The 26,243-nt window shown below is 71.2% G+C and carries 24 protein-coding genes and 1 pseudogene; 8 read left to right on the plus strand and 17 right to left on the minus strand.

Annotation, left to right across the window (positions count from 1 at the left end):
• Positions 1-29: 29 nt before the first annotated feature.
• The 10 genes from ACFV7R_RS08935 to ACFV7R_RS08980 form a co-directional block, all read right to left on the minus strand.
• Entirely contained in the window at positions 30-944 is a 915-nt protein-coding gene (locus ACFV7R_RS08935; RefSeq protein WP_385261578.1) for a S1C family serine protease, read from the minus strand.
• A gap of 29 nt (positions 945-973) precedes the next feature.
• A complete protein-coding gene (locus ACFV7R_RS08940) occupies positions 974-1,924 on the minus strand; it encodes a VWA domain-containing protein (protein WP_385261580.1) in 951 nt (316 codons plus the stop codon).
• Entirely contained in the window at positions 1,921-2,832 is a 912-nt protein-coding gene (locus ACFV7R_RS08945; protein ID WP_385261583.1) for a DUF58 domain-containing protein, read from the minus strand. The genes ACFV7R_RS08940 and ACFV7R_RS08945 overlap by 4 nt, the downstream gene beginning before the upstream one ends.
• Positions 2,829-3,815, minus strand: coding sequence for an AAA family ATPase (locus ACFV7R_RS08950; RefSeq protein WP_385261585.1), 987 nt, complete (start codon positions 3,813-3,815; stop codon positions 2,829-2,831). The genes ACFV7R_RS08945 and ACFV7R_RS08950 overlap by 4 nt, the downstream gene beginning before the upstream one ends.
• Positions 3,812-4,021: a hypothetical protein gene (locus ACFV7R_RS08955; RefSeq protein ID WP_385261587.1), complete on the minus strand. Its 210-nt coding sequence runs from the start codon at positions 4,019-4,021 to the stop codon at positions 3,812-3,814. The genes ACFV7R_RS08950 and ACFV7R_RS08955 overlap by 4 nt, the downstream gene beginning before the upstream one ends.
• Before the next feature lie 116 nt (positions 4,022-4,137).
• Positions 4,138-5,691, minus strand: a complete 1,554-nt coding sequence (locus ACFV7R_RS08960; RefSeq protein ID WP_385261589.1) for an MFS transporter — start codon at positions 5,689-5,691, stop codon at positions 4,138-4,140.
• Entirely contained in the window at positions 5,688-6,239 is a 552-nt protein-coding gene (locus ACFV7R_RS08965; RefSeq protein WP_385261591.1) for a TetR/AcrR family transcriptional regulator, read from the minus strand. The genes ACFV7R_RS08960 and ACFV7R_RS08965 overlap by 4 nt, the downstream gene beginning before the upstream one ends.
• 78 nt (positions 6,240-6,317) lie before the next feature.
• Complete coding sequence (locus ACFV7R_RS08970) at positions 6,318-7,289, minus strand: aldo/keto reductase (protein WP_385261594.1); 972 nt, start codon at positions 7,287-7,289, stop codon at positions 6,318-6,320.
• Between the two features lie 74 nt (positions 7,290-7,363).
• Positions 7,364-8,791 carry an argininosuccinate lyase gene (argH, locus tag ACFV7R_RS08975; protein ID WP_385261595.1) on the minus strand — a complete coding sequence of 476 codons (1,428 nt, stop codon included), beginning with the start codon at positions 8,789-8,791 and terminating at the stop codon, positions 7,364-7,366.
• A 90-nt stretch (positions 8,792-8,881) separates the two neighbouring features.
• On the minus strand, positions 8,882-10,075 hold the full coding sequence (locus ACFV7R_RS08980; protein WP_385261597.1) for an argininosuccinate synthase: 1,194 nt from the start codon (positions 10,073-10,075) through the stop codon (positions 8,882-8,884).
• A gap of 189 nt (positions 10,076-10,264) precedes the next feature.
• Between ACFV7R_RS08980 and ACFV7R_RS08985 the strand changes: the two are divergent.
• From ACFV7R_RS08985 to ACFV7R_RS09010, 6 genes and pseudogenes are all read left to right on the plus strand, one after another.
• Positions 10,265-10,699: pseudogene (locus ACFV7R_RS08985) on the plus strand (hypothetical protein); the annotation flags it as partial.
• Between the two features lie 119 nt (positions 10,700-10,818).
• Positions 10,819-11,409 (plus strand): pyridoxamine 5'-phosphate oxidase family protein, encoded by a 591-nt coding sequence (locus tag ACFV7R_RS08990; protein ID WP_385261599.1) that lies wholly within the window; start codon positions 10,819-10,821, stop codon positions 11,407-11,409.
• A gap of 75 nt (positions 11,410-11,484) precedes the next feature.
• Complete coding sequence (locus ACFV7R_RS08995; RefSeq protein ID WP_385261602.1) at positions 11,485-12,186, plus strand: L,D-transpeptidase; 702 nt, start codon at positions 11,485-11,487, stop codon at positions 12,184-12,186.
• Between the two features lie 81 nt (positions 12,187-12,267).
• Positions 12,268-13,650, plus strand: coding sequence for a ferric reductase-like transmembrane domain-containing protein (locus ACFV7R_RS09000; RefSeq protein ID WP_165396156.1), 1,383 nt, complete (start codon positions 12,268-12,270; stop codon positions 13,648-13,650).
• Between the two features lie 28 nt (positions 13,651-13,678).
• Positions 13,679-14,443, plus strand: a complete 765-nt coding sequence (locus ACFV7R_RS09005; protein ID WP_385261604.1) for an FMN-binding protein — start codon at positions 13,679-13,681, stop codon at positions 14,441-14,443.
• Positions 14,436-15,236: an FAD:protein FMN transferase gene (locus ACFV7R_RS09010; protein ID WP_385261607.1), complete on the plus strand. Its 801-nt coding sequence runs from the start codon at positions 14,436-14,438 to the stop codon at positions 15,234-15,236. Before ACFV7R_RS09005 ends, ACFV7R_RS09010 begins: the two co-directional genes overlap by 8 nt.
• A 109-nt stretch (positions 15,237-15,345) precedes the next feature.
• On the opposite strand, the gene ACFV7R_RS09015 is transcribed toward ACFV7R_RS09010, so the two are convergent.
• From ACFV7R_RS09015 to argC, 5 genes are read right to left on the minus strand one after another with little or no spacing between them, the layout of a single operon-like run.
• Entirely contained in the window at positions 15,346-15,882 is a 537-nt protein-coding gene (locus ACFV7R_RS09015; RefSeq protein WP_385261609.1) for an arginine repressor, read from the minus strand.
• 7 nt (positions 15,883-15,889) lie between these two features.
• Positions 15,890-17,089: an acetylornithine transaminase gene (locus tag ACFV7R_RS09020; RefSeq protein ID WP_385261612.1), complete on the minus strand. Its 1,200-nt coding sequence runs from the start codon at positions 17,087-17,089 to the stop codon at positions 15,890-15,892.
• Positions 17,086-17,994: an acetylglutamate kinase gene (argB, locus tag ACFV7R_RS09025; RefSeq protein WP_385261616.1), complete on the minus strand. Its 909-nt coding sequence runs from the start codon at positions 17,992-17,994 to the stop codon at positions 17,086-17,088. Before argB ends, ACFV7R_RS09020 begins: the two co-directional genes overlap by 4 nt.
• Positions 17,991-19,142, minus strand: coding sequence for a bifunctional glutamate N-acetyltransferase/amino-acid acetyltransferase ArgJ (gene argJ, locus ACFV7R_RS09030; RefSeq protein ID WP_385261619.1), 1,152 nt, complete (start codon positions 19,140-19,142; stop codon positions 17,991-17,993). Before argJ ends, argB begins: the two co-directional genes overlap by 4 nt.
• Positions 19,139-20,167 carry an N-acetyl-gamma-glutamyl-phosphate reductase gene (gene argC, locus ACFV7R_RS09035; protein ID WP_385261622.1) on the minus strand — a complete coding sequence of 343 codons (1,029 nt, stop codon included), beginning with the start codon at positions 20,165-20,167 and terminating at the stop codon, positions 19,139-19,141. Before argC ends, argJ begins: the two co-directional genes overlap by 4 nt.
• Before the next feature lie 331 nt (positions 20,168-20,498).
• Here argC and ACFV7R_RS09040 point away from each other — a divergent pair, with 331 nt between their 5' ends.
• Entirely contained in the window at positions 20,499-20,846 is a 348-nt protein-coding gene (locus tag ACFV7R_RS09040) for a hypothetical protein (RefSeq protein ID WP_385261625.1), read from the plus strand.
• Positions 20,847-20,892: 46 nt separating this feature from the next.
• A complete protein-coding gene (locus tag ACFV7R_RS09045) occupies positions 20,893-22,092 on the plus strand; it encodes an SMI1/KNR4 family protein (protein ID WP_385261627.1) in 1,200 nt (399 codons plus the stop codon).
• Positions 22,093-22,112: 20 nt separating this feature from the next.
• On the opposite strand, the gene ACFV7R_RS09050 is transcribed toward ACFV7R_RS09045, so the two are convergent.
• Both ACFV7R_RS09050 and ACFV7R_RS09055 read right to left on the minus strand, forming a co-directional pair.
• Positions 22,113-23,486, minus strand: coding sequence for an FG-GAP repeat domain-containing protein (locus ACFV7R_RS09050; protein ID WP_385261630.1), 1,374 nt, complete (start codon positions 23,484-23,486; stop codon positions 22,113-22,115).
• Between the two features lie 141 nt (positions 23,487-23,627).
• Entirely contained in the window at positions 23,628-26,111 is a 2,484-nt protein-coding gene (locus ACFV7R_RS09055; protein WP_385261632.1) for an alpha-L-arabinofuranosidase C-terminal domain-containing protein, read from the minus strand.
• Between the last annotated feature and the right edge of the window lie 132 nt (positions 26,112-26,243).

The raw sequence follows: 26,243 nt of genomic DNA on the forward strand, positions 1-26,243 counted from the left end.
CACAACCTCCTGACCTGCAACGCCCCCGCTCACCCGCCGTCGATGATCGTCCGCGCCGCATCCACCGCGTCACCCACGGGAATGGCGAACCCGATACCGATGGACCCGCCCCTCTCCTGGTCCAACGTCGCAATGGCCGTATTGATGCCGACGACCCGCCCGTCGTCGTCGACCAGCGGCCCACCGGAGTTGCCCGGATTGATCGACGCGTCGGTCTGCAGCGCCCGCCGCTGGCCTCTCTCACCGAGCCGGACCGGGCGGTCGAGGGCGCTGACGATGCCGGAGGTGACCGTGCCGCTCAGGCCCAGCGGCGAGCCGATCGCCAGAACGGTGTCACCCACGGCCGGACGGCCGCCCGTGGCCAGCTCGGCCGCATCCAGTCCACGCCCGGTCTCCGGTTCGAGGACGGCGACGTCGTGCGCGGGGTCGTCCCCGATCACCTCCGCCCGCAGCCGCCGCCCGTCCTGCAGCTCGACGGTCACCTCGGAACTCCCCTCCACCACATGGGCGTTGGTGAGGACCCGGCCGCGCTCGTCGAAGACGAACCCCGAGCCCTGGCCGCGCGCCGTCTCGACGGACACCACGCTGGGCAGGACGCGCGCGGCGACGCCTTCGAGGTCGCCCGCCTGCCGGGCCGCCGGTGCGGCCGGGTCGGTGTCGCCGAGAGCCCCGGCCGCGTAGCCGGCGACGCCGCCCGCGAGGACGGCGGCGAGGAGGGTGACGACGAGGGGGCGCGGGGTGCGTGCGGGGCGGGCGGGTGGGGGGTGCGGGGCGACGTACGGGGAGGTCGGCGGGTCGGGCCGAGGGACGGTCCGGCCGGGGAGAGAGGGCACCCTCCCGGACAGGAACGCCGGGCCTCGCGGGGCCCCCAGGCCGGGTTCCGTGCGGGACTGTTGCGTCGGCGTCAGCGTCGGCGTCCGCGGGCCGCTCGGGTCGTCTGTCACGGGCCTGTCTCCTTGTGATGTGGGCCGGTTCACGGGATCCGGGAGAACCACAGCAGTGACGTCGCGGCCGCGAGGAGCGCGGTGAGGAGACCGGCCGCCACGAACCACTGCCAGATCTCGCGTTCCTCGGTGCGGTGGCCGACGGAGCTGCCGATGTCCTCGTAGACCGCCTGGAGTTCCTCTCCGGTCGCCGCCTCGTGGAAGTCGCCGCCCGTCGTCGTGGCGAGTTCCGCCAGCGCCGGTCCGTCGACCGGGACGGGGACGCTGTCGCCGGACGGGAGGGTGATCGTGCCTTCCTGGGTGCCGTAGGCGATCGTCGACACCGGGATGCGGTCGGCGGCGGCCTCCCGGGCGGCCGACTCCATCGAGCGGCCCGTGGTGTTGGAGCCGTCGGAGAGGAGCACGATGTGGGCGGGCGGCGGTTCGGTCTCGGCCTGTTCGTCGAGCGCGCGGACCGCGTTGCGGGCGGCGACGACGGCGTCGCCGATCGCCGTGCCCTCGCCGGTGTTCAGGCGCTGGATGGCCGTGCGCAGCACCTCGCGGTCGGTGGTCGGCGGTACCGCGACCGTGGCGGAGCCGCTGAAGGGGACGAGCCCGGCGTTGAACCGCTCCGGCAGCCGGTCCACGAAGGCCAGCGCGGCGTCCCGGGCGGCGGCGAAGCGGGTCGGCTGCACGTCCGTGGCCTCCATGGAGGCGGAGACGTCGAAGGCGACCACGATGGTGGCCCGCTCCCTGGGCACCTGGACCTCGGTGGTCGGCCGGGCGAACCCCACGACGAGCAGCGCGAGCATGCCGCAGAAGGCCGCGGCCGGGACATGCCGCCGCCGGCCGGGTCGGCTCGGCGCGACCTTGTCGAGCAGGTCGAGGTTGGTGAAGCGGACGGCGTACCGGCCGCGTCGGCGCTGCATCACCAGGTAGGCGACGATCAGCGCGGCGAGCGGCACCAGAAGCAGCAGCCAGCCCGGGGACCGCAGACTCATGCCGCCCCGCCTCCCGCCCGCCGCCGCTGCGTCTCGACGTACCGGACGATGTCCCGCACCCAGTCCCGGTCCGTGCGCAGCCGCAGATGCGCGGCGCCGGCCCGGCGTATCGACTGTCTGATCAGCGCCCGCTGCTCCAGTGCGGCCGCCGCGTACCACTCCCTCAACCGCCGCGAGTAGGTGGGGACTTCGCGCCGCCGCCCGGTCTCCGGGTCCACCACCGTGAGCAGTCCGACGGCGGGCAGCTCCAGCTCCCGCGGGTCGACCGTCTCGACGGCGAGCACCTGGTGGCGGCGGGCCGCGGTGCGCAGCGGCTGTTCCCAGCCGGTCTCCAGGAAGTCGGAGACGACGGCGACCAGGCCCCGGGAGGGCAGTGCGCGCAGCGCGTGCAGGGCGTCGGCGAGGGTGTGCTGCGGGACGCCGGGGCCGACCCGCGGCCGGTCGAGGGCGGCGTGCAGGATCGTCAGCAGGTGGCGGCGGCCGGTGCGCGGCGGGATGCGGTGGATACCGGACGGGCCGGTGAGCTGTGCCCCGAGTCTGTTTCCGGCCCGCTCGGTGAGGAACGCGACGGCCGCCGCCGCGCCCACGGCGAGGTCCCGCTTCTCCATCCTCGCCGTGCCGAAGTCCATGCTGGCGGAGGCGTCGAGGACGATCCACGTGGTGAGTTCACGGTCGGCGAGGGTGCGGCGGACGTGCGGGACGGTGGTGCGGGCGGTGGCGTTCCAGTCCATGCGGCGGACGTCGTCGCCGATGACGTACGGACGGGTCTCCGACACCTCGCTGCCGGGACCGGGGACGAGGGAGGCGTGGTCGCCCTGGAGGAGTCCGTCGGGACGCCGGGTGAAGAGCAACTCCAGGTGTTTCAGGGCCTGTTCGGGGGTGAGTTCACGCAGGGTCGGGGTGCTCATGCGGCGGCCTCCTCGGCGGCCTGGCGGGGGCTGATCCGGGGCTGTTCCACCGCCGCGAGCACCTCGTCGACGATCTCGCCGGCGGTGATGCCGTCGGCGAGGGCGTCGAAGGACAGGACCAGGCGGTGCGCGATGACCTCGTGCGCCAGGTCTCGCATGTCGTCGGGCAGGACATGGCCGCGCCCGCGCAGCAGCGCCAGCGCCCGGGCGGCGGCGACCAGGCCGAGGGTGGCGCGCGGACCGGCGCCGTGCGCGACCCGGCTGCCGGGACCGGCGAGTTCGCGGGTGGCGACGACGAGCCGTACGGCGTACTCGGCGACCGCATGGTGCACGAACACCTCGTCGGCCGAGCGCTGGAGCGCGATCAGCCCCTCGGGCGTGAGGACGCGGCGCGGGCGGGGCGGGTCGACGCTCATCCGGTAGAGGATGGCGAGCTCCTCCGACTCGCTGGGAGCGGCGATCTCCACTTTGAGCAGGAAGCGGTCGCGCTGGGCCTCGGGGAGCTGGTAGACGCCCTCGGACTCGATGGGGTTCTGGGTGGCGAGGACGAGGAACGGCTCGGGGACGGACAGGGTGGTGCCGCCGATGGAGACCTGGTGCTCGCCCATGACCTCCAGGAGCGCGGACTGCACCTTGGCGGGGGCGCGGTTGATCTCGTCGGCGAGTACGACGTTGGCCATCACCGGGCCCGGCTCGATGTCGAAGGCCTCCTGGGAGGGGCGGTAGATACGGGTGCCGGTGATGTCGGAGGGGACGAGGTCGGGCGTGAACTGCAGACGGGCGAAGTGACCGCCCGCGACCTGCGCGAGGGTCTTCGCGGCGAGCGTCTTGGCGACGCCGGGGACGCCCTCCAGCAGGCAGTGGCCGCGGGCCAGGACCGCGGTGAACATGCGCTCCACCATGCGGTCCTGGCCGACGATCACCCGCTTGACCTCGAAGAGAGCCTCTTCGAGGAGCTTTCCCTCGGCGGGCAGGGCGGTCACAGCGCGGAGGCGGGGTCGTCCGCGCCGGTGCCCTTGTCCGGGCAGTCGTCGTGGTTCGTGGCGCCGGTGCCCTCCTCGACGACGAACCTGACCTGTTCGCGGGGCGGTTCACCGCCGTCGGCTGCGAGTGCGACGCCGCCTCCGGCGAGGCCCGCGGCGGCCAGGACGGAGGCGGTGACGATCAGATTGCGCGTACGACGTGTCATGGTCGGTGGCTCCTTCAGCCGTGGGATTACGACGTCGGGTACGGAACCAAGACCATCAGGTGGGGGCGAAAACGGGCTTAAAGCCGGTGGGGGCCGGATGGCGAGTGCGGGTTGTCCTACGGCTGGTCGCGCAGTTCTCCGCGTCCCTGACGTGCGCTGTCCAGCCGTTGGCCGCGTAGCAGGAACCACGCTGCCACCGCCGCCACGAGCAGCACCGCCGCGCCCACGCCCGCCGCCAGCGTGAGCCCGTCGACGAAGGACTGCCGGGCCGCGTCCAGCAGGGCCTCGGAGGTGTGCGCGGGCAGGCCCGCGGCGGCCTCGACGGCCCCGCCCAGCGACTCGTGCGCCCCGTCGGGGGTGCCCGCCGGAGCGGTGAAACCCCGGTAGACGCCGGTCACGATCGAGCCGAGCACCGCGATGCCGAGAGCCGCGCCCAGCTCGTACGCCGTCTCGGACACGGCGGACGCCGCGCCCGCCTGTTCCTTCGGCACGCCGGAGAGGATCACGTCGGCGGTCACGGTGAAGGAGAACCCGGCGCCGATGCCTACGACCAGCAGCGCGGCGCCGAGCAGTGGGTAGCCGGTGGAGCGGTCGATCACCGTCAGCGCCGCCAGGGCGAGGCCGACGGCCGCGAGTCCGCCGGAGACCACGGCCCGTACCGAGAAGCGCCGGGCCGCCCGTCCGGCGACCAGACCGGCCGCCACCGCGCCGATCGCGGCGGGCAGTTCGGCCAGGCCCGCCTCGAACGGCCGCCTGCCCTGCACGAGTTGCAGGTACTGGGAGAGGAAGAACACCAGGCCGGACATGCCGAGGACGGTCAGCAGATCGGCCAGCACCGCGCCGCTGAAGCCGCGGTTGCCGAACAGCCGCATGTCCAGCAGCGGCGTGGGCAGGGTCAGCTGGCGCCGGACAAACCCGTAGAGGGCAGCCGCACCCACGAGGCCCGCGGCGAGCGCCGCCCACCCGAAGCCGTGCGCGGCGGCCTCCTTGACGGCGTACACGATGCCGACCATGCCGAGCAGCGACAGCACGACGCTGTACAGGTCCCACGGGCCGGGGTCGGGATTGCGCGACTCCGGGAGCAGCTTGACACCCACCACGACCAGCACCGCCATCACGGGCAGGTTGATCAGGAAGACCGATCCCCACCAGAAGTGCTCCAGCAGGAAACCGCCGGCGACGGGGCCGACCGCCGTACCGGCGGAGGCGGTGGCGCCCCAGATGCCGATGGCGAGGCTGCGTTCGCGCGGGTCGTGGAAGAGGTTGCGGATCAGGGCGAGCGTGGACGGCATCAGGGTGGCACCGGCGACACCGAGCAGCGCCCGGGCCAGGATCATCATCTCCGGCGTCGTCGCATAGGCGTTGAGCACGGACACCGCGCCGAACGCCGTCGCGCCGACGAGCAGGATCCGCTTGCGGCCGATGCGGTCGCCGAGGCTGCCCATGGAGACGAGCAGACCGGCGATGACGAACGAGTAGACGTCGCCGATCCACAGCAGCTGGGTACCGGAGGGCCGCAGGTCCTCGCTGATGTACGGGGTCGCGAGGCCGAGGACGGTGGCGTCGACGGCCACCAGCAGCACGGCGAGCACGAGAACGGACAGCGCGAGCCAGCGGCCCGGGCGCTTCACCGCCTCGGTCGCGGTCGCCGGCTGCAGGGTGCTGGTCATGATTCCTCTCTCCGCAGTGCGCCGCCGAGCAGCAGCTCGACGATCATGGTCTGGAAGTCCTTGGCTGCGACCTTGCCGTCATGGACGGACCAGGCCCCGGCGGCGATCAGGCCGTAGAGGGCCTCGGTGAGCCAGGCGGGGGTCAGGTCGATACGGAACTCGCCGCTGTCCTGGCCACGCCGGAACAGGGCCGAGACCCGGGCGTCGAGCCGGGCCCAGCCCTCGTTCTGCTCCTCACCCTCGAACAGCTGGTTCTCGCTGTAGAGGAAGGAGAGGAGTCCGGCCGCGGGCTCGATCTCGCGCACCAGTCGCCGTACGACGTCGCTCGCGCTGCCCTCGTCCAGGCGGGCCGCGTCCAGCGCGGCCTCGCACTCCGCGAGGCAGAGCGACTCCAGCGCCCGGACCAGCGCGTCGCGCCCGGCGAAGTGGCGGTGCAGCGTGGCCCGGCTGATCCCGGCGGCCTTGGCGACCTCGTCCATGGTCGCGGTGGATTTGCGGGTCAGCAGGGCTGCGGCGCTGCGGAGTACGTGGTCTGGATCGACGGCCATGAGACAACCATAGCGCATGTGAGACATTAATGTCTCATGTTGGGCATGCGTGACTCAAAGCCCCCGGTAGGAAAACCCTCAGTGCCAGGGCAGCTGCCCGCGCCGCTCCCAGTACGTCTGCGGCTCCTCGACGAGCGCGGCAAGGCGGGTCAGCTGGTCGTCGTCCAGGTCGACGACGGCGGCGTGCAGATTGGAGGCGAGCTGGGTGACGGTCGCCGCGCCGGAGAGGACGACGCCGGCCCAGGGCCGGCGCAGGATCAGGGCGAGAGCGACGGCGTCGCAGCCGAGCGAGGTCTCTTCCGCTACGGCCTTCAGCGCGTCCGGCGCATACGGCTCAGCGAGCCGGCCGTTGGCCATGGCCTCCTTGACGATCACCGTGAGGCCGGCGTCGTGGGCCTCGGCGAGGGCGGAGGCGGCGGACGTCTCGAGGGCGTTGTACGTCGACTGCACGGTACGGAAGAGGGGTTCGCCGTCGACCGTCACTTCCAGCGCCGCCCTGATCGCGTCGGCCTGCGCGGGCCCGCTGGTGGAGAAGCCGATGGTGAGGCCCTCGGCGGCGGCCTCGGCCAGCCTGGCGTGCAGGTACTTGTCGGTGAGGGCCGGGCTGTCCGGGGTCACCGAGTGGATCTGGTAGAGGTCGAGGCGGTCGCCGAGCAGCGCGGCGCTCTCGGCGCGCTGCCGCTCGAAGGTGGCGACGCTGTGGTCCTTGACCTCGTGTTGTTCGGCGTCGGTGGTCCACTCGGCGGTGTAGGTGTAGCCCCACTTGCTGCCGACGACGATGTCGTCGATCTCGGGGTGGGCGTTCAGCCAGCCGGCGAGGAACTCCTCGGAGCGGCCGTAGGAGCGGGCGACGTCGAAGTAGCGGACGCCCTGGGCGTAGGCGGCGTCCAGGAGCTCGTGCGTCCGCTCGCGCAGGGCCTCGACACTGCGGTCGGCGGGGAGGTCCTGCTCGCGGCCGAGATTGATGTAACCGGGGCGGCCGACGGCGGCGAGGCCCAGGCCGATGTGGCAGGTGGGAGTCGTTGCCGAGGCCAGTCGGGCGAAGGGCATCGCGGGCTCCGTTCGGTCGCTCCATACGTCGCTCCATACGGCGTGCGACCAACGTAACCCGCGATGCTCCCGTGTCACTTACGGGCGTTCGCCCACGCGTGCTGCGCGGTCACGTCCGCCTTGACCTCGGCCAGCTGGACGGCGACGGCACTGGGCGCCGTACCGCCGCGGCCGCTGCGGGAGGCGAGGGCGCCCGGCACGTTGAGGACGGAACGGACCTCGGGGGTCAGGTGGGCGGAGATCTTCGCGAACTGTTCGTCGGTCAGCTCGTCCAGCTCCTTGCCCTCGGCCTCGGCGACCTTCACGCACTCGCCGGCCACCTCGTGCGCGACCCGGAAGGGCACGCCCTGCTTGACCAGCCACTCGGCGATGTCCGTGGCGAGCGAGAACCCGGCCGGGGCCAGCTCCTCCATCCGCTCGCGGTGGACGGTGAGGGTGGCCATCATCCCGGTGAAGGCGGGGAGCAGGACCTCCAGCTGGTCGATGGAGTCAAAGACCGGCTCCTTGTCCTCCTGGAGGTCGCGGTTGTACGCGAGCGGGAGCGCCTTCAGGGTCGCCATCAGGCCCGTCAGGTTGCCGATCAGACGGCCGGACTTGCCGCGCGCCAGCTCGGCGATGTCCGGGTTCTTCTTCTGCGGCATGATCGACGAGCCGGTGGAGAAGGCGTCGTGCAGGGTCACGAAGGAGAACTCCTTCGTGTTCCAGATGATGACCTCCTCGGCGATCCGGGAGAGGTTCACTCCGATCATCGCGGTGATGAAGGCGAACTCGGCGACGAAGTCACGGGAGGCCGTGCCGTCGATGGAGTTGCCGACGCTCCCGTGCTCGAAGCCGAGGTCGCGGGCGACCGCCTCGGGGTCGAGGCCGAGAGAGGAACCGGCCAGCGCGCCCGAGCCGTACGGGGAGACCGCCGTCCGTTCGTCCCACTGGCGCAGGCGTTCCGCGTCCCGGGACAGGGACTGCACATGCGCGAGGACGTGGTGGGCGAAGAGCACCGGCTGGGCGTGCTGGAGGTGCGTGCGGCCGGGCATCGCGACGTCGGGGTGCGCCTCGGCGAGGCCGGTCAGGGCGTCCTGGAGGTCGGCGATCAGCCCGCCGATCACGCGGGCGTGATCCCGCAGGTACATCCGGAAGAGGGTCGCCACCTGGTCGTTCCTCGACCGTCCCGCGCGCAGCTTGCCGCCCAGATCAGGGCCGAGGCGCTCCAGCAGGCCGCGCTCCAGAGCGGTGTGGACGTCCTCGTCGGCGATGGTGCCGGTGAACTCGCCGGACGCCACGTCCGCCTCGAGCCGGTCGAGCCCGGCGATCATCCGGGTCAGCTCGTCCTCGGTGAGCAGCCCCGCCTTGTGCAGCACGCGCGCGTGGGCACGCGAACCGGCGATGTCGTAGGGCGCGAGCCGCCAGTCGAAGTGGACGGACGCGGACAGCTTCGCCAGGGCCTCGGCGGGACCGTCGGCGAAACGCCCGCCCCAGAGCCGTACGTCACCGCTGTTGCTGCTCACTTGCTCTGCTCCTCGGAGAATCGTGAATGTGCGACCGCCTCCCCACCCTTGCAGGTGAGGAGGCGGCTGTCAGGCCAGTACGTACGAGTCTCACGCCAGGTCGCGCTTGGCCGCGATCTTCGACGACAGGCTGTAGATGTCGATGAAGCCCTTGGCCGCGGACTGGTCGAAGGTGTCGCCCGTGTCGTAGGTCGCGAGATTGAAGTCGTACAGCGACTCCTGCGAGCGCCGGCCGGTGACGACGGCGCGGCCTCCGTGCAGGGTCATCCGGACGTCGCCGGAGACGTGCTGGTTGGCCTCGTTGATGAAGCCGTCCAGGGCGCGCTTGAGCGGGGAGAACCACAGGCCGTCGTAGACCAGTTCGCCCCAGCGCTGCTCGACCTGCCGCTTGTAGCGGGCGAGTTCGCGCTCGACGGTGACGTTCTCCAGCTCCTGGTGGGCGGTGATCAGCGCGATCGCGCCCGGCGCCTCGTACACCTCGCGGGACTTGATGCCCACCAGCCGGTCCTCGACCATGTCGATCCGGCCGATGCCCTGGGCGCCGGCGCGCTCGTTGAGCTGCTGGATGGCCTGCAGGACGGTGACGGGCTTGCCGTCGACGGCGACCGGGACGCCCTCCTTGAAGGTGATGATCACCTCGTCCTCGTCGCGCGGCGTCGCCGGGTTCTGGGTGTACTCGTAGATGTCCTCGATCGGCGCGTTCCAGATGTCCTCGAGGAAGCCGGTCTCGACGGCGCGGCCGAAGACGTTCTGGTCGATGGAGTACGGGGACTTCTTGGTGGTCGCGATCGGGAGGTTCTTCTCCTCGCAGAAGGCGATTGCCTTGTCGCGGGTCATCGCGTAGTCGCGGACCGGGGCGATGCACTTCAGGTCGGGGGCGAGGGCGACGATGCCGGCCTCGAAGCGGACCTGGTCGTTGCCCTTGCCGGTGCAGCCGTGGGCGACCGTGGTGGCGCCGTGCTTCTTGGCGGCGGCGACGAGGTGCTTGACGATCGTCGGCCGGGAGAGGGCGGAGACCAGCGGGTAGCGGTCCATGTAGAGGGCGTTGGCCTTGATCGCCGGGAGGCAGTACTCCTCGGCGAACTCGTCCTTGGCGTCGGCGACCTCGGCCTCGACGGCGCCGCAGGCGAGCGCGCGCTTGCGGATGACGTCCAGGTCCTCGCCGCCCTGGCCGACGTCCACGGCAACGGCGATGACCTCGGCGCCCGTCTCCTCGGCGATCCAGCCGATGGCGACAGAGGTGTCCAGGCCGCCCGAGTAGGCGAGTACGACGCGCTCGGTCACGGGTTTCTCCTCACACTGCATTCGCTGACATGCATGAGTATGCAGGAGACTGCATGATTCGTCAATGCGATGCCTGCGGGACCGGAAATCTCGTCGGCGGCTGAACATCCGAAACCGCTTTCCCGTACTTCCCCCCGAACACCGGCGCCGGTTCTGTCACCACACCCCCGACCCAAGTGAGGCTTCCGCATGTCCAGGGCTCTTCCGAAGTACAACAAGCGCCGCGTCGCGATGATCGGCGGCGCGTCAGCGGTGGTGTTGTCCGGGGCGCTGATCGCCGGCTCCGCCCTGGCCGGGGAGACACCCGAGAACGGCGCGCAGGCGACGACGAAGGCGGCGGCCGGCACCATCAGCTGTCCCGAAGTGGCGTCCCAGTTGCCGGCGGTCCCGGCCTCCGCACAGGCCGAGGTCGACCGCAACCTGGCGCTGCTCACCACGCAGATCGACGAGGCCAACAAGCGCCTGACCGAAACCGTCGGGCAGGGCGGACCCAACTTCGTCCAGAACGCCATTCTCAGCCCGCTCGCCTCCAAGCGCACCGCCGCCATCGACCGCATCGCCATCTCCATCGGCCGCACCGCCGAAAAGCCCCAGGGCCTCGACGCCCTGGCCACCTGCACGCTCACCGAGTGACGTGACAGGTACTGTGGCCGCCCCGTTGGAGCGCCGGCCGGGGCGGCCACCGCAGGACTCGCCGACAACTCCTTAGGCAGGTGAACGATTTTGCGCAATAATCACCGGCCATGGGAAAGACATATGAGCGCATAGACGGCCGGCTCCGTACGTTCATCGAGGAGCAGCCCCTCTTCTTCACCGCGACCGCCCCGCTGTCCGGGGACGGCACGGTCAACCTCTCTCCCAAGGGCCTGAAGGGCTCCTTCGCGGTGCTGGACGAGCACACCGTGGCCTACCTCGACTTCGCCGGCTCCAACGCCGAGACCATCGCCCATCTGCGGGAGAACGGCCGGATCACCCTCATGTGGTGTGCCTTCCAGGGGCCGCCGAACATCGTCCGGGTGCACGGCCGCGGGGAGCCGGTGTTCCGCGACGACCCGCGCTTCGGGGAGCTGCTCGCTCGCTTTCCGGACGTCGACCCGAGCCCGCACGGGCTGCGGGCGATCGTCGTCGTGACGGCCGAACTCGTCCGGGACTCCTGCGGTTTCGCGGTGCCCCACATGTCGTACGACGGGGACCGCGACCTGCACGCTCAGCGCTTCGCGCGCGAGGACGACACCTCGCTCAGCGAGTACTTCGCCAAGAAGGACCACATCGCCAGGAGCCTGGACGGGCTGCCCGGCCTGCCGCTGCCCCTGCCGCCCGTCCGCCCGGCGTGATCACTTCGGACGTCCGCCCGCCCGAATGGCTCTTCCGAACTGCCGCTGCCCCTGCGGCCCGTTAGCTTCACAGGCATGCGCTCCGGTGTCACAGCCGTCCTGTCCGTCCTCACCTCCGCCGCCCTGCTCGCCGTCGCTCCGGCAGGAGCCGCCCCGCTGCCCGACCGGATGGCGGACACCGGCGGCGGCAGCCAGCTGATCACCGCCGTGGCCCCGCGGACCGGCTCGACGACGGGCACGCTCACCTGGTGGGACCGGAGGGACGGCCGCTGGGTGGAGGCCGGTTCCACACCGGCCCGCTTCGGGGCGAACGGGCTTGCCGAGGGCGCCTCGCGGAAGCAGGGCACGAACACGACGCCGACCGGGCTGTACGACCTGCCGTACGCCTTCGGCATCGAGGCGGCGCCGCGCGGGACGACGTACAAGTACCGTCCCGTACGGCAGAACTCCTGGTGGTGCCAGGACGTCCGGTCCCGGTCCTACAACCGGTGGACCGAGCCCCGCCCCGCCGACTGCCGGGCCGCCGAGGCCGAGCACCTGGTGTCGTACGGGAGCCGGTACGCGCATGCCCTCGTCATCGGGTTCAACTACCGCAAGCCGGTGCGCGGGCGCGGCGCCGGGATTTTCCTGCATGTCAACGGGCGTGGGCCGACGGCCGGTTGTGTGTCCGTGCCGGCGGACGCCATGCGGCGGATCCTCCAGTGGGCCGAGCCGGCGCAGCGGCCGCACATCGCCGTGGGGACGGTGAGCGGCGGCACGGCGATCACTCGGTATTGACCTGAACACACGGCCACCCCCGCACGTATCTCTGGGCCAAGGGACTACGACACACCCGTTGCCCCCGTCCCCGGAGGAACAGTGACCACCACGCTCGCAGGCGGCCGTGCCGCCCGGCGTCAGACGATGCGCCGTATCCGCCCGCGCCGCTCCCCCGCCGTCCCGCTGCTGCTCGCCCTGTGGGCGGGCGCGGCCGGGGTGCTGTGGCTGTGGTGGGACAACACTCCGTCCATCGCCGACCGGACCGGTCAGATCCTGGCCGCGGGCCGGATCACCGGTCTGCTCGCCGGATATCTCATGGCACTCGTGGTCCTGCAGATGGCCCGGGTGCCCGCCCTGGAACGGCGGGTGGGCTCCGACCGGGTCGCCCGCTGGCACGCGATGACCGGCCGCTACACCCTCTGCCTGGTCCTCGCCCATATCTTCCTGATCATGTGGGGCTACGCCCTGCAGGCCGGCAAGGGGCTCGGCGACATCGTCCAGCAGACGGTCGACTCCGTCACCCAGCTGCCGGACATGGGCAAGGCCGCCATCGGCACCGGACTGCTGCTGCTGATCGGCCTGGTCTCGATCGGCGGGATCCGCCGCAGGATGCCGTACGACACCTGGTACCACGTGCACCTGATGACGTACGCGGCGGTGTTCCTGACGTTCTGGCACCAGATCAGCACCGGCAACGAGTTCGCCGTCGAACCCCTCGCGAAGACCTTCTGGTACGGGCTCTACGGGTCGGTCACCGCGCTCGTGATCTGGTACCGGATCCTCACCCCGATCCGGCTCAACCTGAAGCACCGGATGCGGGTCGAGGCCGTGATCGAGGAGACGCCCGGGATCGTGTCGGTGCTGATCGGCGGGCGGAAGCTGCACCGGATGGGTGCGGAGGCCGGGCAGTTCTTCCGCTGGCGGTTCATGGCACCGGGCATGCGGTTCAGCTCCCACCCGTACTCGCTGTCGGCGGCGCCCCGCCCCGACATGCTGCGGATCACCGTGAAGGCGATCGGCGACCACAGCACCCGGCTGCGCGAGCTGCGGCCCGGCACCCGGGTGTGGGCCGAGGGACCGTACGGCGCGCTGACCGCGTCCCGGCGCAGCCGCGGCAAGGTGCTGCTGGTGGCCGGCGGTGTCGGCATCACCCCGATGCGGGCGCTGTTCGAGACGCTGCCCGGCGCGGCCGGCGACCTCACCCTGCTGTACCGGGCCAACAGCACCCAGGACCTGGCCCTGTGGAACGAGCTGGCCGCGATCGCCGACGAGCGGGGCGCCCGGCTGATGTACGCGGTCAACAGCCCGGACGGGGCACGCCCGGACATCTCCGCGGAGTCCCTGCAGCGGAAGATCCCGGACATCGACCGGCATGACGTTTTTCTGTGCGGGCCGCCCGGCTTCGCGCAGTCCGTGTACGAAGCACTGCGCGGCGCGGGGGTTCCCGCCCGCCGTATCCATCACGAGTCGTTCGAGATGTGAGCGACGGGTCATCAGGAGACCGGCAACCATGAAGAAGAGCCATCCCGTTCGGCGTGCCGTGCTCGCCACCGCCGCCACCGTGTCCGGCATCGTGTTGCTGTTGACGCTGAAGCCGGCGTCCGACCCCGGCTCCGCGTCCGCGGCGGGCGGTGCGGCACCGCCCGCGGCGGCGGGGCAGTCACCCCAGGGCGGCGCCCAGGCCGCCGGCAGCGGCACGGTCACCGGCGAGGTCGCCCAGACCCAGTACGGACCGGTGCAGGTACGGCTGACCGTGAGCAACGGGAAGATCACCCAGGCCGAGGCGGTGCAGGCACCCAGCGGCGGCCGCAGCACCCAGATCACCGCCGACGCCGTACCCCAGCTCAACCAGGCCACCGTCACCGCCGGCAGCGCCGAGATCGACGCGGTGTCCGGAGCCACCTACACCAGCACCGGCTACAAGCAGTCCCTCCAGTCCGCCCTGGACCAGATCCAGGCGGGAGGCGGCGGGGCCGCCGACCAGGGCTCGGGCAGCGCCCAGGCCCGTACGGTGACCGGCGAGGTCGCCCAGACCCAGTACGGGCCGGTCCAGGTCCGTATCACCGTCAGCGGCGGGAAGGTCACCCAGGCCGAGGCGGTGCAGGCACCCAGCGGCGGCCGCAGCAGCCAGATCACCGCCGACGCCGTGCCCCGGCTCAACCAGGCCACCGTCACCGCAGGCAGCGCCGACATCGACGCCGTGTCCGGAGCCACCTACACCAGCACCGGCTACCAGCAGTCCCTGCAGTCGGCCCTGGACCAGGCCGGTGGCTGAGCCGGTGACCGAACCCGCACAGGCTCCCGCCGCGGTACGCCGGGCGGAGGAGGCGATGGGGACCGTCTTCTCCTTCGACGTCCGCGGCGGGGATCCCGGCACGGTCCGGGCGGCCCTCGACGAGGCGATCGCCGGACTCCACCGGGTCGACGAGGTGTTCAGCACCTACCGCGAGGACAGTCAGGTCTCACGGCTGGCTCGCGGCGCGGTGACCGTCGAGGAGTGCGATCCCGACGTCGCCGAGGTGCTGGAGCTCGGCGCCGAGGCGGAGCGGATCAGCGAGGGCTGGTTCAGCATGTCGTACGAGGGACGGCTCGATCCGACCGGGATCGTCAAGGGCTGGGCCGTCGAGCGGGCGGCCCGGCGGCTGGCGGCGGCCGGGGTGAGCGGGGTGAGCGTCAACGGCGGCGGGGACGTCCAGCTGCTCGGCGCACCCGGCCCGCAGCGGCCCTGGCGGGTCGGCGTGTCGGACCCGCTGCGGCCGGGCGGGCTGGCGGCGGTGATCTCCGCCGCCGGACTGGACGAGCTCGCCGTGGCTACGTCCGGCACCGCCGAACGCGGCGCCCACATCGTCGACCCGCGGACGGGGAAGTCCGCGGTGACGGACCTCGTCGCCGTGACCGTGGTGGCGCCCCGGCTGACCTGGGCGGACTGCTGGGCCACGGCGGCCTTCGCGATGGGCTCGCGGGAGGGGCTGGCGTGGCTGGAGTCGCTGCCGGACGTGGAGGCGCTGCTGATCACGGCCGGGGATGAGGTGCGGTGCACGGGCGGGTTGGCGGCGCGGCTGGGTTGACCGGCGCTGTTGCTGGGCGGGGGGCAAGTGGTCCGACGTAAGGGGCGCAGGGAACTGCGCGACCAGCCCCCATTCACCCGCACCCGGCAACCCACCGCCTCCACGCAGCTCAGTGGCCGTTCTGAGCCAACCGCAGCAAGTGTTCCGCGAGCGCCTGCCCACCCGTCGGATTCCGGCTGATCAGCAGCAACGTGTCGTCACCGGCGATCGTGCCCAGGATGTCGTGCAGTTCGGCCTGGTCGATGGCCGAGGCCAGGAACTGCGCGGCGCCGGGCGGGGTGCGCAGGACCACGAGGTTGGCGGAGGCCTCCGCGGAGATCAGCAGCTCCTGCGACAGCCGCCGCATCCGCTCCTCCTTCGCCGACTCCCCCAGCGGCGCCCGCGGGGTGCGGAAACCGCCCTCGCTGGGCACCGCGTAGATGAGGTCGCCGTCGGTGTTGCGGATCTTCACCGCGTTCAGCTCGTCCAGATCCCGGGAGAGCGTCGCCTGCGTGACGGTCAGCCCGTCGTCGGCGAGAAGCTTCGCCAACTGGCTCTGGGAGCGCACCGGTTGCCGGTTGAGGATGTCCACGATCCGGCGGTGGCGTGCGGTGCGGGTCTGCGGCACGGCAGGCCCTGCGTGCCCGTGGTCCTGCGCGTGGCTCATCGTCGTCTCATTCTCCGGCTCGTCCGTCCCCGTGGCTTGCGTCGAGGACGCCGGGCAACGCCTGGAGAAGCGCCGCCACTTCGTCGTCGCCGAGGTTCAGCGGCGGCATGAGCCGTACGACATCGGGGGCGGGCGCGTTGACCAGGAATCCGGCGTCCTGAGCCGCCTGCTGCACCTGCGGTGCGAGCGGCTTGGTGAGCACCATACCCAGGAGCAGGCCCGCACCCCGGACATGGCCGACCAGCGGATGGCCCAGGGACTCGATTCCGTCCCGCAGTTTCTCGCTCTGCCGCTTGACGTTCTCCAGCAGGCCCTCGTTCGCGATGGCGTCGAGGACGGCGAGTCCGGCGGCGCAGGCGACCGGGTTGCCGCCGAAGGTCGTGCCGTGGTGACCGGGCTGCAGCAGCTCGGCGGCCCGGCCGAAGGCGACGGTGGCGCCGAGCGGCAGCCCGCCGCCGAGCCCCTTGGCGAGCGTGACGACATCGGGCAGGACGCCCTCGTGGGCCTGGTACTCGAACCAGTGGCCGGTGCGGCCGACGCCGGTCTGCACCTCGTCCAGGACCAGCAGCGATCCGGTGGCGGCCGTGATCGCGCGGGCCGCCTTCAGATAGCCGGCGGGCGGGACGACGACCCCGTTCTCGCCCTGGATCGGCTCGATGACGACCAGCGCCGTCTCCTCGGTGACCGCGGCGGCCAGCGCCTGCGCGTCGCCGTAGGGGACGTGGGTGACGTCACCGGGCAGCGGCAGGAACGGCTCCTGCTTGGCGGGCTGGCCGGTGAGCGCGAGGGCGCCCATGGTGCGGCCGTGGAAGCCGCCCTGGGTGGCGACCATGTGGGTACGCCCGGTCAGCCGGCCGATCTTGAAGGCGCCCTCGTTGGCCTCGGCCCCGGAGTTGCAGAAGTAGACCTTGCCGTCCCGGCCGAAGAGCTCCAGGAGCCGCTCGGCGAGCGCGACGGGCGGTTCGGCGACGAACAGGTTGGAGACATGGCCGAGCGAGGCGATCTGGCGGCTCACCGCCTCGACGACCCCGGGGTGGGCGTGGCCGAGGGCGTTGACCGCGATGCCGCCGACGTAGTCGACGTACTCCTTGCCGTCGGCGTCCCACAGCTTCGCGCCCTCGCCGCGGACGAGGGGCAGTCGCGGGGTGCCGTAGTTGTTCATGAGCGCGCCCTGCCAGCGCGCGGTCAGTTCCTGATTGGCGCTCATTCGGCATCCCCCTCTTGCTCGTCGGGCACGACCATCGTGCCGATGCCCTCGTCGGTGAAGATCTCCAGCAGGATCGAGTGCTGGACCCGGCCGTCGATGACGCGGGCGGTGTTCACGCCGCCCCGCACGGCGTGCAGACAGCCCTCCATCTTCGGCACCATGCCGGAGGACAACTCCGGCAGCAGCTTCTCCAGTTGGGAGGCGGTGAGGCGGCTGATCACCTCGTCGGAGTGGGGCCAGTCCTCGTAGAGGCCCTCGACGTCGGTGAGGACCATGAGGGTTTCGGCGCCCAGCGCAGCAGCGAGTGCCGCAGCCGCCGTATCAGCATTGACGTTGTAGACATGTCCGTCGTCCTGGGAGCGGGCGATCGAGGAGACGACCGGGATGCGGCCGTCGGCGAGCAGTGCCTCGATCGCGCCCGTGTCGATCTCGGTGATCTCGCCGACCCGCCCGATGTCGACCAACTCGCCGTCGATCTCGGGCTGGTGCTTGGTGGCGGTGATGGTGTGCGCGTCCTCGCCGGTGAGGCCGACGGCGAGCGGCCCGTGCTGGTTGAGCAGCCCGACCAGCTCCCGCTGCACCTGTCCGGCCAGCACCATGCGTACGACGTCCATGGCGTCCTCGGTGGTGACGCGCAGGCCCGCCTTGAACTCGCTGACGATGCCGTGCTTGTCGAGGGCGGCGCTGATCTGCGGGCCGCCGCCGTGCACGACGACCGGCTTGAGGCCGGCGTGGTGGAGGAACACCACGTCCTGCGCGAACGCGGCCTTCAGGTCCTCGTCGATCATGGCGTTGCCGCCGAACTTGATGACGACGATCTTGCCGTTGTGCCGGACCAGCCAGGGCAGCGCCTCGATGAGGATCTGGGCCTTGGGCAGTGCGGTGTGCTTACGCGTAGTGCTCATGACGAGTAGGCGCTGTTCTCGTGGACGTAGTCGGCGGTCAGGTCGTTGGTCCAGATGGTGGCGGTCTCGGCGCCCGCCGCGAGGTCGGCGACGATGTGCACCTCGCGGTAGCGCATGTCGACCTTCTCGCGGTCCTCGCCGACGCCACCGTTCTTGCAGACCCAGACGCCGTTGATGGCGACGTTGAGCCGGTCGGGCTCGAAGGCGGCCTTCGTCGTACCGATCGCGGACAGGACGCGGCCCCAGTTGGGGTCCTCTCCGTGGATCGCGCACTTGAGGAGGTTGTTGCGGGCGATGGAGCGGCCCACCTCGACGGCGTCGTCCTCGGTCGCGGCGTTGATCACCTCGACCCTGATGTCCTTGCTGGCGCCCTCGGCGTCGCGGATCAGCTGCTGGCCGAGGTCGTCGCAGACGGTCCGTACGGCCTCGGCGAACTCCTCGTACTGCGGGGTGATCCCGGAGGCGCCGGAGGCCATCAGCAGCACGGTGTCGTTGGTGGACATGCAGCCGTCGGAGTCGACCCGGTCGAAGGTCACCTTCGTGGCCGCGCGCAGCGCCCGGTCCAGTACGTCGTTGTCGAGGTCGGCGTCCGTGGTGAGGACGACCAGCATGGTGGCGAGGCCCGGGGCGAGCATGCCGGCGCCCTTGGCCATGCCGCCGACGGTCCAGCCGTCCTTCGTCACGACGGACGTCTTGTGGACGGTGTCGGTGGTCTTGATGGCGATGGCGGCCTTCTCACCGCCGTGCTCGGACAGCTGCGCGGCGGCCGTCTCGACGCCCGGGAGCAGCTTGTCCATGGGCAGGAGCACACCGATGAGGCCGGTGGAGCAGACGGCGACCTCGATGGCGCCCCGGCCGAGCACCTCGGCGGCCTTCTCGGCGGTGGCGTGGGTGTCCTGGAAGCCCTTGGGTCCCGTACAGGCGTTGGCGCCGCCGGAGTTGAGGACGACGGCGGAGACCTGGCCGCTCCCCAGGACCTGCTCGGACCACAGCACCGGCGCGGCCTTCACACGGTTGGAGGTGAAGACGCCCGCGGCGGCGCGACGGGGCCCGGTGTTGACCACGAGGGCCAGGTCCGGGTTGCCGTTCTCCTTGATCCCGGCGGCGACACCGGCCGCGGTGAATCCCTGTGCTGCCGTGACACTCACGGTGCGACTCCGATCGTGGAAAGGCCCAGCTCCTCGGGGAGCCCGAGGGCGAGGTTCATGCTCTGGACGGCACCGCCCGCGGTGCCCTTGGTCAGGTTGTCGATGGCACTGATCGCGATGATGCGGTGCGCGCCGGCGTCGAAGGCGACCTGCACCTGAACGGCGTTGGAACCGTGGACGGACGCGGTGGCGGGCCACTGACCCTCGGGCAGGAGGTGGACGAAGGGCTCGTCGGCGAAGGCCTTGTCGTAGGCGGCGCGGACGGACTCGCCGGTGACGCCCTCGCGCGCCTTGGCGCTGCATGTGGCGAGGATGCCGCGCGGCATCGGTGCGAGGGTCGGGGTGAAGGACACCGAGACCCGCTCACCGGCGGCGGCGCTGAGGTTCTGGATCATCTCGGGCGTGTGGCGGTGGACGCCGCCGACGCCGTACGGCGACATGGAGCCCATGACCTCGGAGCCCAGCAGATGCGGCTTGGGCGTCTTGCCCGCGCCGGAGGTACCGGACGCGGCGACGATCACGGCCTCGGTCTCGGCCAGCCCCGCGGCGTACGCCGGGAACAGCGCGAGGGAGACGGCCGTGGGGTAGCAACCGGGCACCGCGATGCGCTTGGACCCCTCCAGCGCGGCGCGGGCGCCCGGCAGTTCGGGGAGGCCGTAGGGCCAGGTCCCGGCGTGCGGGGAACCGTAGAACTGCTCCCAGTCGGCGGCGTCCCTCAGCCGGAAGTCGGCACCCATGTCGACGACGAGGACGTCCGGGCCGAGCTGCTCGGCGACGGCGGCGGACTGGCCGTGCGGGAGGGCGAGGAAGACGACGTCGTGCCCGGCGAGCACGTCGGCGGTGGTCTCCTGCAGCACACGGTCGGCCAGCGGCAGCAGGTGCGGCTGGAGCGCGCCGAGCCGCTGACCGGCGTTGGAGTTGCCGGTCAGGGCGCCGATCTCGACCTCGGGGTGCGTCAGGAGCAGACGCAGCAGCTCTCCGCCCGCGTATCCGCTCGCTCCGGCCACTGCGGCACGTACCGTCATGGGACCCTCCTCCTCGATGGCATGACTATACGTGTCGCTGCACGTTTATGCAATCATGCGCCGCGCCCGCTGGTGAGCACCTGTGGCGACGATCGACAGCCGGCCCTCCGGTCCCTCGTTGACCCCGCCCAGTCCGAGCCTGCCACTTCTCGATCAAGTAGCGAGAACCTTCCCCTTCACTCCTCCTCGACTGCCCTTCTGGAGACATGTACGCCAATGCCGGGGTAGTGGTGTTTTCGGAGCGGTGTGGGCCAGAGCAGTTGATCGCGACACACGCGATCGCCGAGCCCGTACGGTCCCGACTCTCACTGCGCGAGGGGTGGACACGTTCATGGACGACGGCTTGGTCCGTCGACGACGACGAGGTGATCTGGCCAGTACGGGATCTCGTGGCGGTACCCGTGTTCTCGCCCCGACCGGTACGCCGCTTCACCTGGCGGGCTCGTCAGCGGCACCGGCCAGGGTCGCCGTCGCCGGGGCCGCCACGGACGCGACCGCCGGTCCCGTGCTCGTGCCGGGCCTGCGTACGGCGGGATTCACCGCCGCCGGGCTCACCCTGCTGGGCGTGGCGATCGCGCTGACCCTGCGTCGGCCGGCAGCCGGGGCCGCTGCCGCCGCACTGGATGCCGTTCACGAGAACGCGCAGCCCATCCAGCGGACCTCGTCGCCCACCTCATAGGAGAGAATCGGCGTCGTCACGCCGTTGATCACCCTGGAGCCGTCAAGTGACCGTGGACCTGGCCGACTTCACCGAGCCCGACGCCGAACGCCCGCCCTCCCCCGTCCCCGTCGACTGGGCGGCCGTGGAGGCCTGGCTCGGGGTGCGGCTGCCGGACGACTACAAGCGGCTGGCCGACCGGTACGGCCCGCTGGACTTCGGCGAGTACCTGTGGGTCCACGTGCCGTGCGTGCAGGAGGGCCGGTTCGACTTTGGCGAGTGGCTGCGGGAGACGCAGCGCGAGGCGCGGATCGACGTCCGGAAGCTGCCGGAGGACGAGCGGCCCCGGCTGCACCCCGAGCCCGGCGGACTGCTCGCCTGGGGTGTCAGCCGGGGCGGCGACACCTTGTTCTGGGACACGTCGGTCTCCGACGACCCGGACGAGTGGACAGTGGTCGTCCAGCACCGCGGGGCCGTCCCCGGCAGCGGGCTGCGGCCCTGGCACTCGTACGACCTGACCCTCACCGGCTATCTCCGGCACACCGTCCGCGAAGGCTGGGAACTCCCCTCCCCGCCCGGTGCTTTGATGGGTCCGCTGCCCGGCAGCATGGCCCGCACCGCCTTCCTGGAGACGGCCGTGCCGTGGACACCGCCCGCGCCGGTCGCACCCCGGCTCACCGAGGAGGAGCGCCGGGTCGCCCTGCACACCGGCACAGGCCTGGACGCCCTGCGTCTGCTGGTGCCGCCGCCCGAGACGCCCTATCTCGGCGGCGGCACCTGGGACGATCTCTTCACCGAGCTGGGCACGCGGCTTCCCCGCGAGTACGTGACGCTGATGGACACGTACGGCGCCGGCATCTGGAGCGGCTGGCTGCGCTTCCACACACCGCTGCGGACCGGCGGACGACGGTTCATCACGCACGTCGAGGAGACCCTGGACGGCTACCGGAGTCTGCGGGAGGGCTACCCGGAATGGCAGCCGCTCGCCGCGTGGCCCGAGCCCGGCGGGCTCCTGCCGTTCGCCAACTCCATCGACGGCGACTACCTCGGCTGGCTCGTCGAGGGCGACGATCCCGACACCTGGCCGCTGATCGTCTGGCCCCGGCACGCCGACCAGGGGCCGCCGCTGCAGACCGGTCTGATCGACACGCTCCTCGCCTGGCGGCGCGGCCTCCTCCGGACGGAGGGGCTCCCCGGCCCGGACGAGGACGACGACCCCGTGGAGTTCGCGCGTTTCAGGGCGTGGGACGACCGCGCCTACTGGTGAGCCCGCCGGCCCGCCCGCGGCTACCGGGCCCCGGAGCCGGGCTTCGGCAGGTCGATGAAGTAGGGGTCGGCGTCGGCCGGGCCGCCCGGGGTGCCGGGCAGCACGCAGTAGCCGCGGATCCGGTTGTCGTCGATCCAGACGGGGAGGAGCTCCGCCCTGCCGTCGGCGTTGAGGTCCGCGAGCCGGACGTCCGAGGCGAAACGGAACAGGTCCGAACGCCGGGCAGGCAGATCGCAGGCGGCGCGGTCGACCGACTGGGCGCCCTTCCCGGTCAGCCGTCCGGACCCGTCACCCTTGAGCACCACCACGCGGCCCTGGATCTTCCGCTTGTCCACCTCGGCCCAGGGAGAGCCGATCGCCACGTCGATGTCACCGTCACCGTCGATGTCCCCCAGGGCCAGGGCCGAGCCGAAGTCCACGTCCGCGCCCCCGCTCGGTTCCGCCACGCCCGGCGTCGTGGGACGGACGACTGTCGCTCCGGCGCCGTCGGGGCCGGACGCGCTGCCGGGAACCACGCCCACGTGGCCGTCGTCCGAGTCGTAGACGTCCCCGAACAGGACGTCGTCGAATCCGTCCCCGTCCAGGTCTCCCGTCGCGAGTGCCTGGCCGGCCCGCAGGTCCTTGCCCTTGGAGTTCTCCACGGTCTTCGGCCGGGCAAGGCCGTCGGGCGTACCCAGGAGATACAGCAGGAAGGGTGTGCCCACCAGTTCGCCGTCGTAGTCCACCCAGGCCGTGGCCAGGAGATCGGTGATGCCGTCGCCGTTCACGTCACCGGCCTCGAGGTCGAACGTCTCCCACACCTCCAGTTCGTCCTCGTCCACAGGGTGCTCGCGGGACTTCAGGGTGATCTCGGCCGTACGCGCCGCCCCGCCCCGCCGGGTGATCGGCCCGTAGGCGAGCGTCCCCGAGGTTGCGACATCCAGGTGTCCGTCCCCGTCGAAGTCGCCTGTGACCGTGGGACCGTGGTGCCGCACCGCGATATCGGTACCGCCGGACAGACCTCGCGGTCCGCCCCACAGCACCGTCACCCAGGACGTGTCGTAGTCGTCGCCACGGACGTCGTGGAGCGTGCTCACGACGAGGTCCGTGTAGCCGTCGCCGTCGAGGTCGCCCGTGACCGGGTTCGCGCCGAAGCCGTCGTTCTTCTCCGCCCGGTCCGGCACACCGGGTGAGTTCTGTGTGATCACCTGGGTCCGCGGCTTCCGGGAAGTGGCCGAGCCATACACCACGCCGACGTATCCGGCGAACCGCTGGCCGTCCACGCTGCCGAACTGGTTGAAGATCGCGAAGTCCTCGTAGCCGTCCCCGTCGAAGTCCACCACGCCCTCCGAGGGCGCGGAGGACGAGCCCGCGGGTGCGGAGGGCCCCACCAGTGCCGCCGCGACCACCGTCACGGCACCCACCACCACTGCCCGCCGTACCCGCTTCACTCGCCCCCCGCTCACCACGTTCCGGACACGGCGGGCGCGATAGGAAACGCCCGCCGTCCCCGGTATGACCCACGGGTGAACCACGAGGTTGTACGTGAGTGAGGACTACCTCTGCCGGATCCTGAGGAACGTGACGGAGTTCTCCGGGAAGGTGTACGTGAACCTGTCCGCGACCCCCGAGAAGGTGGACGTGACCGGGGTGACGGGCGTGTCCGTCTCGGTGTTCACGTCCTCCGGCGCGGCGGCCAGCGTGGTCACCCGGGCCCGGGAGGCGACCTCGGCGCCGCCCAGGTCGATCGCCGTACGGGCGGCGGAGGACTGGGCGTTGACGACCTTGACGATCAGGTCGCCGGTGCGCTCGTCCTCGGTGACGACCTGACGGAACGGCTCGGCCGGCTTGTCGTCGGTGAAGCTGCCCCACTCCTGGCCGTCGAGGTAGAGGGTCACCTGGCGGCCCCGCACCTTGATGTCGATGTCGTAGGCGCGGCCCGTCTCGATCGACCCGGCCTTGGTGATCAGCGTCCCCTTGCCGCCGTCCGCGGCCTGCTCGACGGCGGACTGGGTGTTGTTCCAGCCGCCCAGGTTCCACCAGTAGTAGTTGCCGGTGTCCTTGACACCGAAGGCGACGAGGAAGCCCTCCTTGCCGGACTTCTTGGTGGCCTTCACATGCAGGTCGTAGTCGTGCCAGTTCGGGTCTCCGGCCTGGACCATGGTGTTCTCGGCGGCGGCGTCCGTCTGGACGTACTGCCCGTCCTGGATGCTCCAGCTGCCGCCGCCCGTGTGGGTCCACTTGGAGGCGTCACCGGAGAAGTCGTCGCTGAGCAGGGTCGCGCCGTCCGCGGCGGTGACCTTCACGTCGTCGTACGCCGCGCTGGTCGCCCAGGTCGACAGGCCGATGGCGCCGGTGATGGGGCCGCTGGTGTCCGGAGTGCCGGTCGCCGTCGACGGGACCACCCGGTCGCCGATGTTGTTCATGAACAGCTTCTGGACCTCGTAGTTGGCCGAGCCCCAGGACGCGCGGTTGTTGAACCAGATCATGTCCGGCCGCCACTGGACGTAGTCCTCGTTGGCGAGCAGCGGCGCGTAGGAGGCGAGTTTGACGACGTCCGCGTTGCGCTCCAGGCCGGTCATGTACGCCGCTTCGGCGAGACCGTTCTTCCAGGCATTGCCCTGGGAGGCGTACTCGCCGAGGAAGACCTTCGGGCCGTTCCTGTCGTACGAGTCGTAGCGCTCGTTGTTCTGCAGGAACCACTGCGGGTTGTTGTAGTAGTGCTCGTCGACCATGTCGACGTTGCCCTCGCGGTTGAGCTTCCATGCGGTGTCGAAGGTCGTGCCGGCGTCGTCCGGGCCAGAGTTGGAGATGACGGTGATGTCCGGGTACTTCGCCTCGATGGCAGCCCGGAACTTCTGGAAGCGGGCGAAGAACTCGTTCGGCAGGTTCTCCTCGTTGCCGACGCCGATGTGGGTCAGATGGAAGGGCTTGGGGTGGCCCATCTCGGCACGCACCTTGCCCCACTTGGAGGTCGCCGGGCCGCCTGCGAACTCGATGAGGTCGAGGGTGTCCTGGATGTGCCGCTGGAGCAGGGCCTCGTCGTCGGTGGCCTTGTTCTGACCGCAGCCGGTCACCAGGGCCGGGACGACGGGCAGCGGCATCGCGCCGATGTCCTCGGAGAAACGGAAGTACTCGTAGTAGCCGAGGCCGTAACTCTGGTTGTAGCCCCAGAAGTTGGCGTTGGTGGCGCGCTCCTCGACCGGACCGATGGTGTCCTTCCACTGGTAGCTGCGCTTGCGCTGCCAGCCGCTGGCCTCGCTGTAGTCCTCCATCGAGCCGGTGTTGACCAGGCAGCCACCAGGGAAACGCACGAAGCCCGGCTTCAGAGCGGCGATCTTCTCAGCGAGGTCCTTGCGCAGGCCGTTGGGCTGGTTCTTGTACGTCTCGCGCGGGAACAGCGACACCATGTCGAGGGCGGCGGCCTCGGTGGCGGCGACGGTGAGGCGGCCGCGGTTGCTGGTGCGGGTGGCGGTGAAAGTGGCCTTGTACTTGACCCAGCCGCCCTTGACGGCCACTTGGCGGGTGCTCGCCAGGGTGCCTGCGGCGTCCTTGAGGCTGACGGTGAGGGTGGTGCCGGCCTCGGCGCGGGCCCACACCGAGAAGTCGTACCGCTTGCCCTCCTCGACCCGGATCCCGGTGTTGTAGCCGACGTTCGTCACGGACGAACCGGCGGCCAGGGAGAGGTAGTTGCGGTTGCGCTCGTTGAGCCGGCCCGCGTCGTTCACGACCTGGGCCGTGCCGTCGACCGACCAGGAGGTCAGCGGCGTGTACGAGCCGTTGTCGGCGGTGGAGTACTCGAAGGACCGGTTCTGCACGAGTTCGGCGTACAGGCCGCCGTCCGCGGCCCGGTTGATGTCCTCGAAGAAGACGCCGTACATCGTGTCGTCGATCTCGGCGCCGGTCCCGGCCGGGTCGACGGTGATCTCGTAGTCGGTGACGGCCTCGGCGTGCGCGGGGGCGGGCACGAGGGCGACGGCCGTCAGGAGGGCGGTCGCGGTGAGACCGAGTCTCCAGCGGGTGCGGGTGGTGCGTGACATGGATACTCCGCGGCTCGACGATGGGAGCTGTTCGATATATCGGACATTGGTCAGCACTTCGAACGGCAAGATAGGGAGGGGGCGCAGTGGCGTCAATGGGTCGCGCAGCGACGGGCGGGACGGAGAGCGGGA

It is taken from the genome of Streptomyces sp. NPDC059866, assembly GCF_042731325.1.
Lineage (GTDB): Bacteria > Actinomycetota > Actinomycetes > Streptomycetales > Streptomycetaceae > Streptomyces > Streptomyces flavusporus.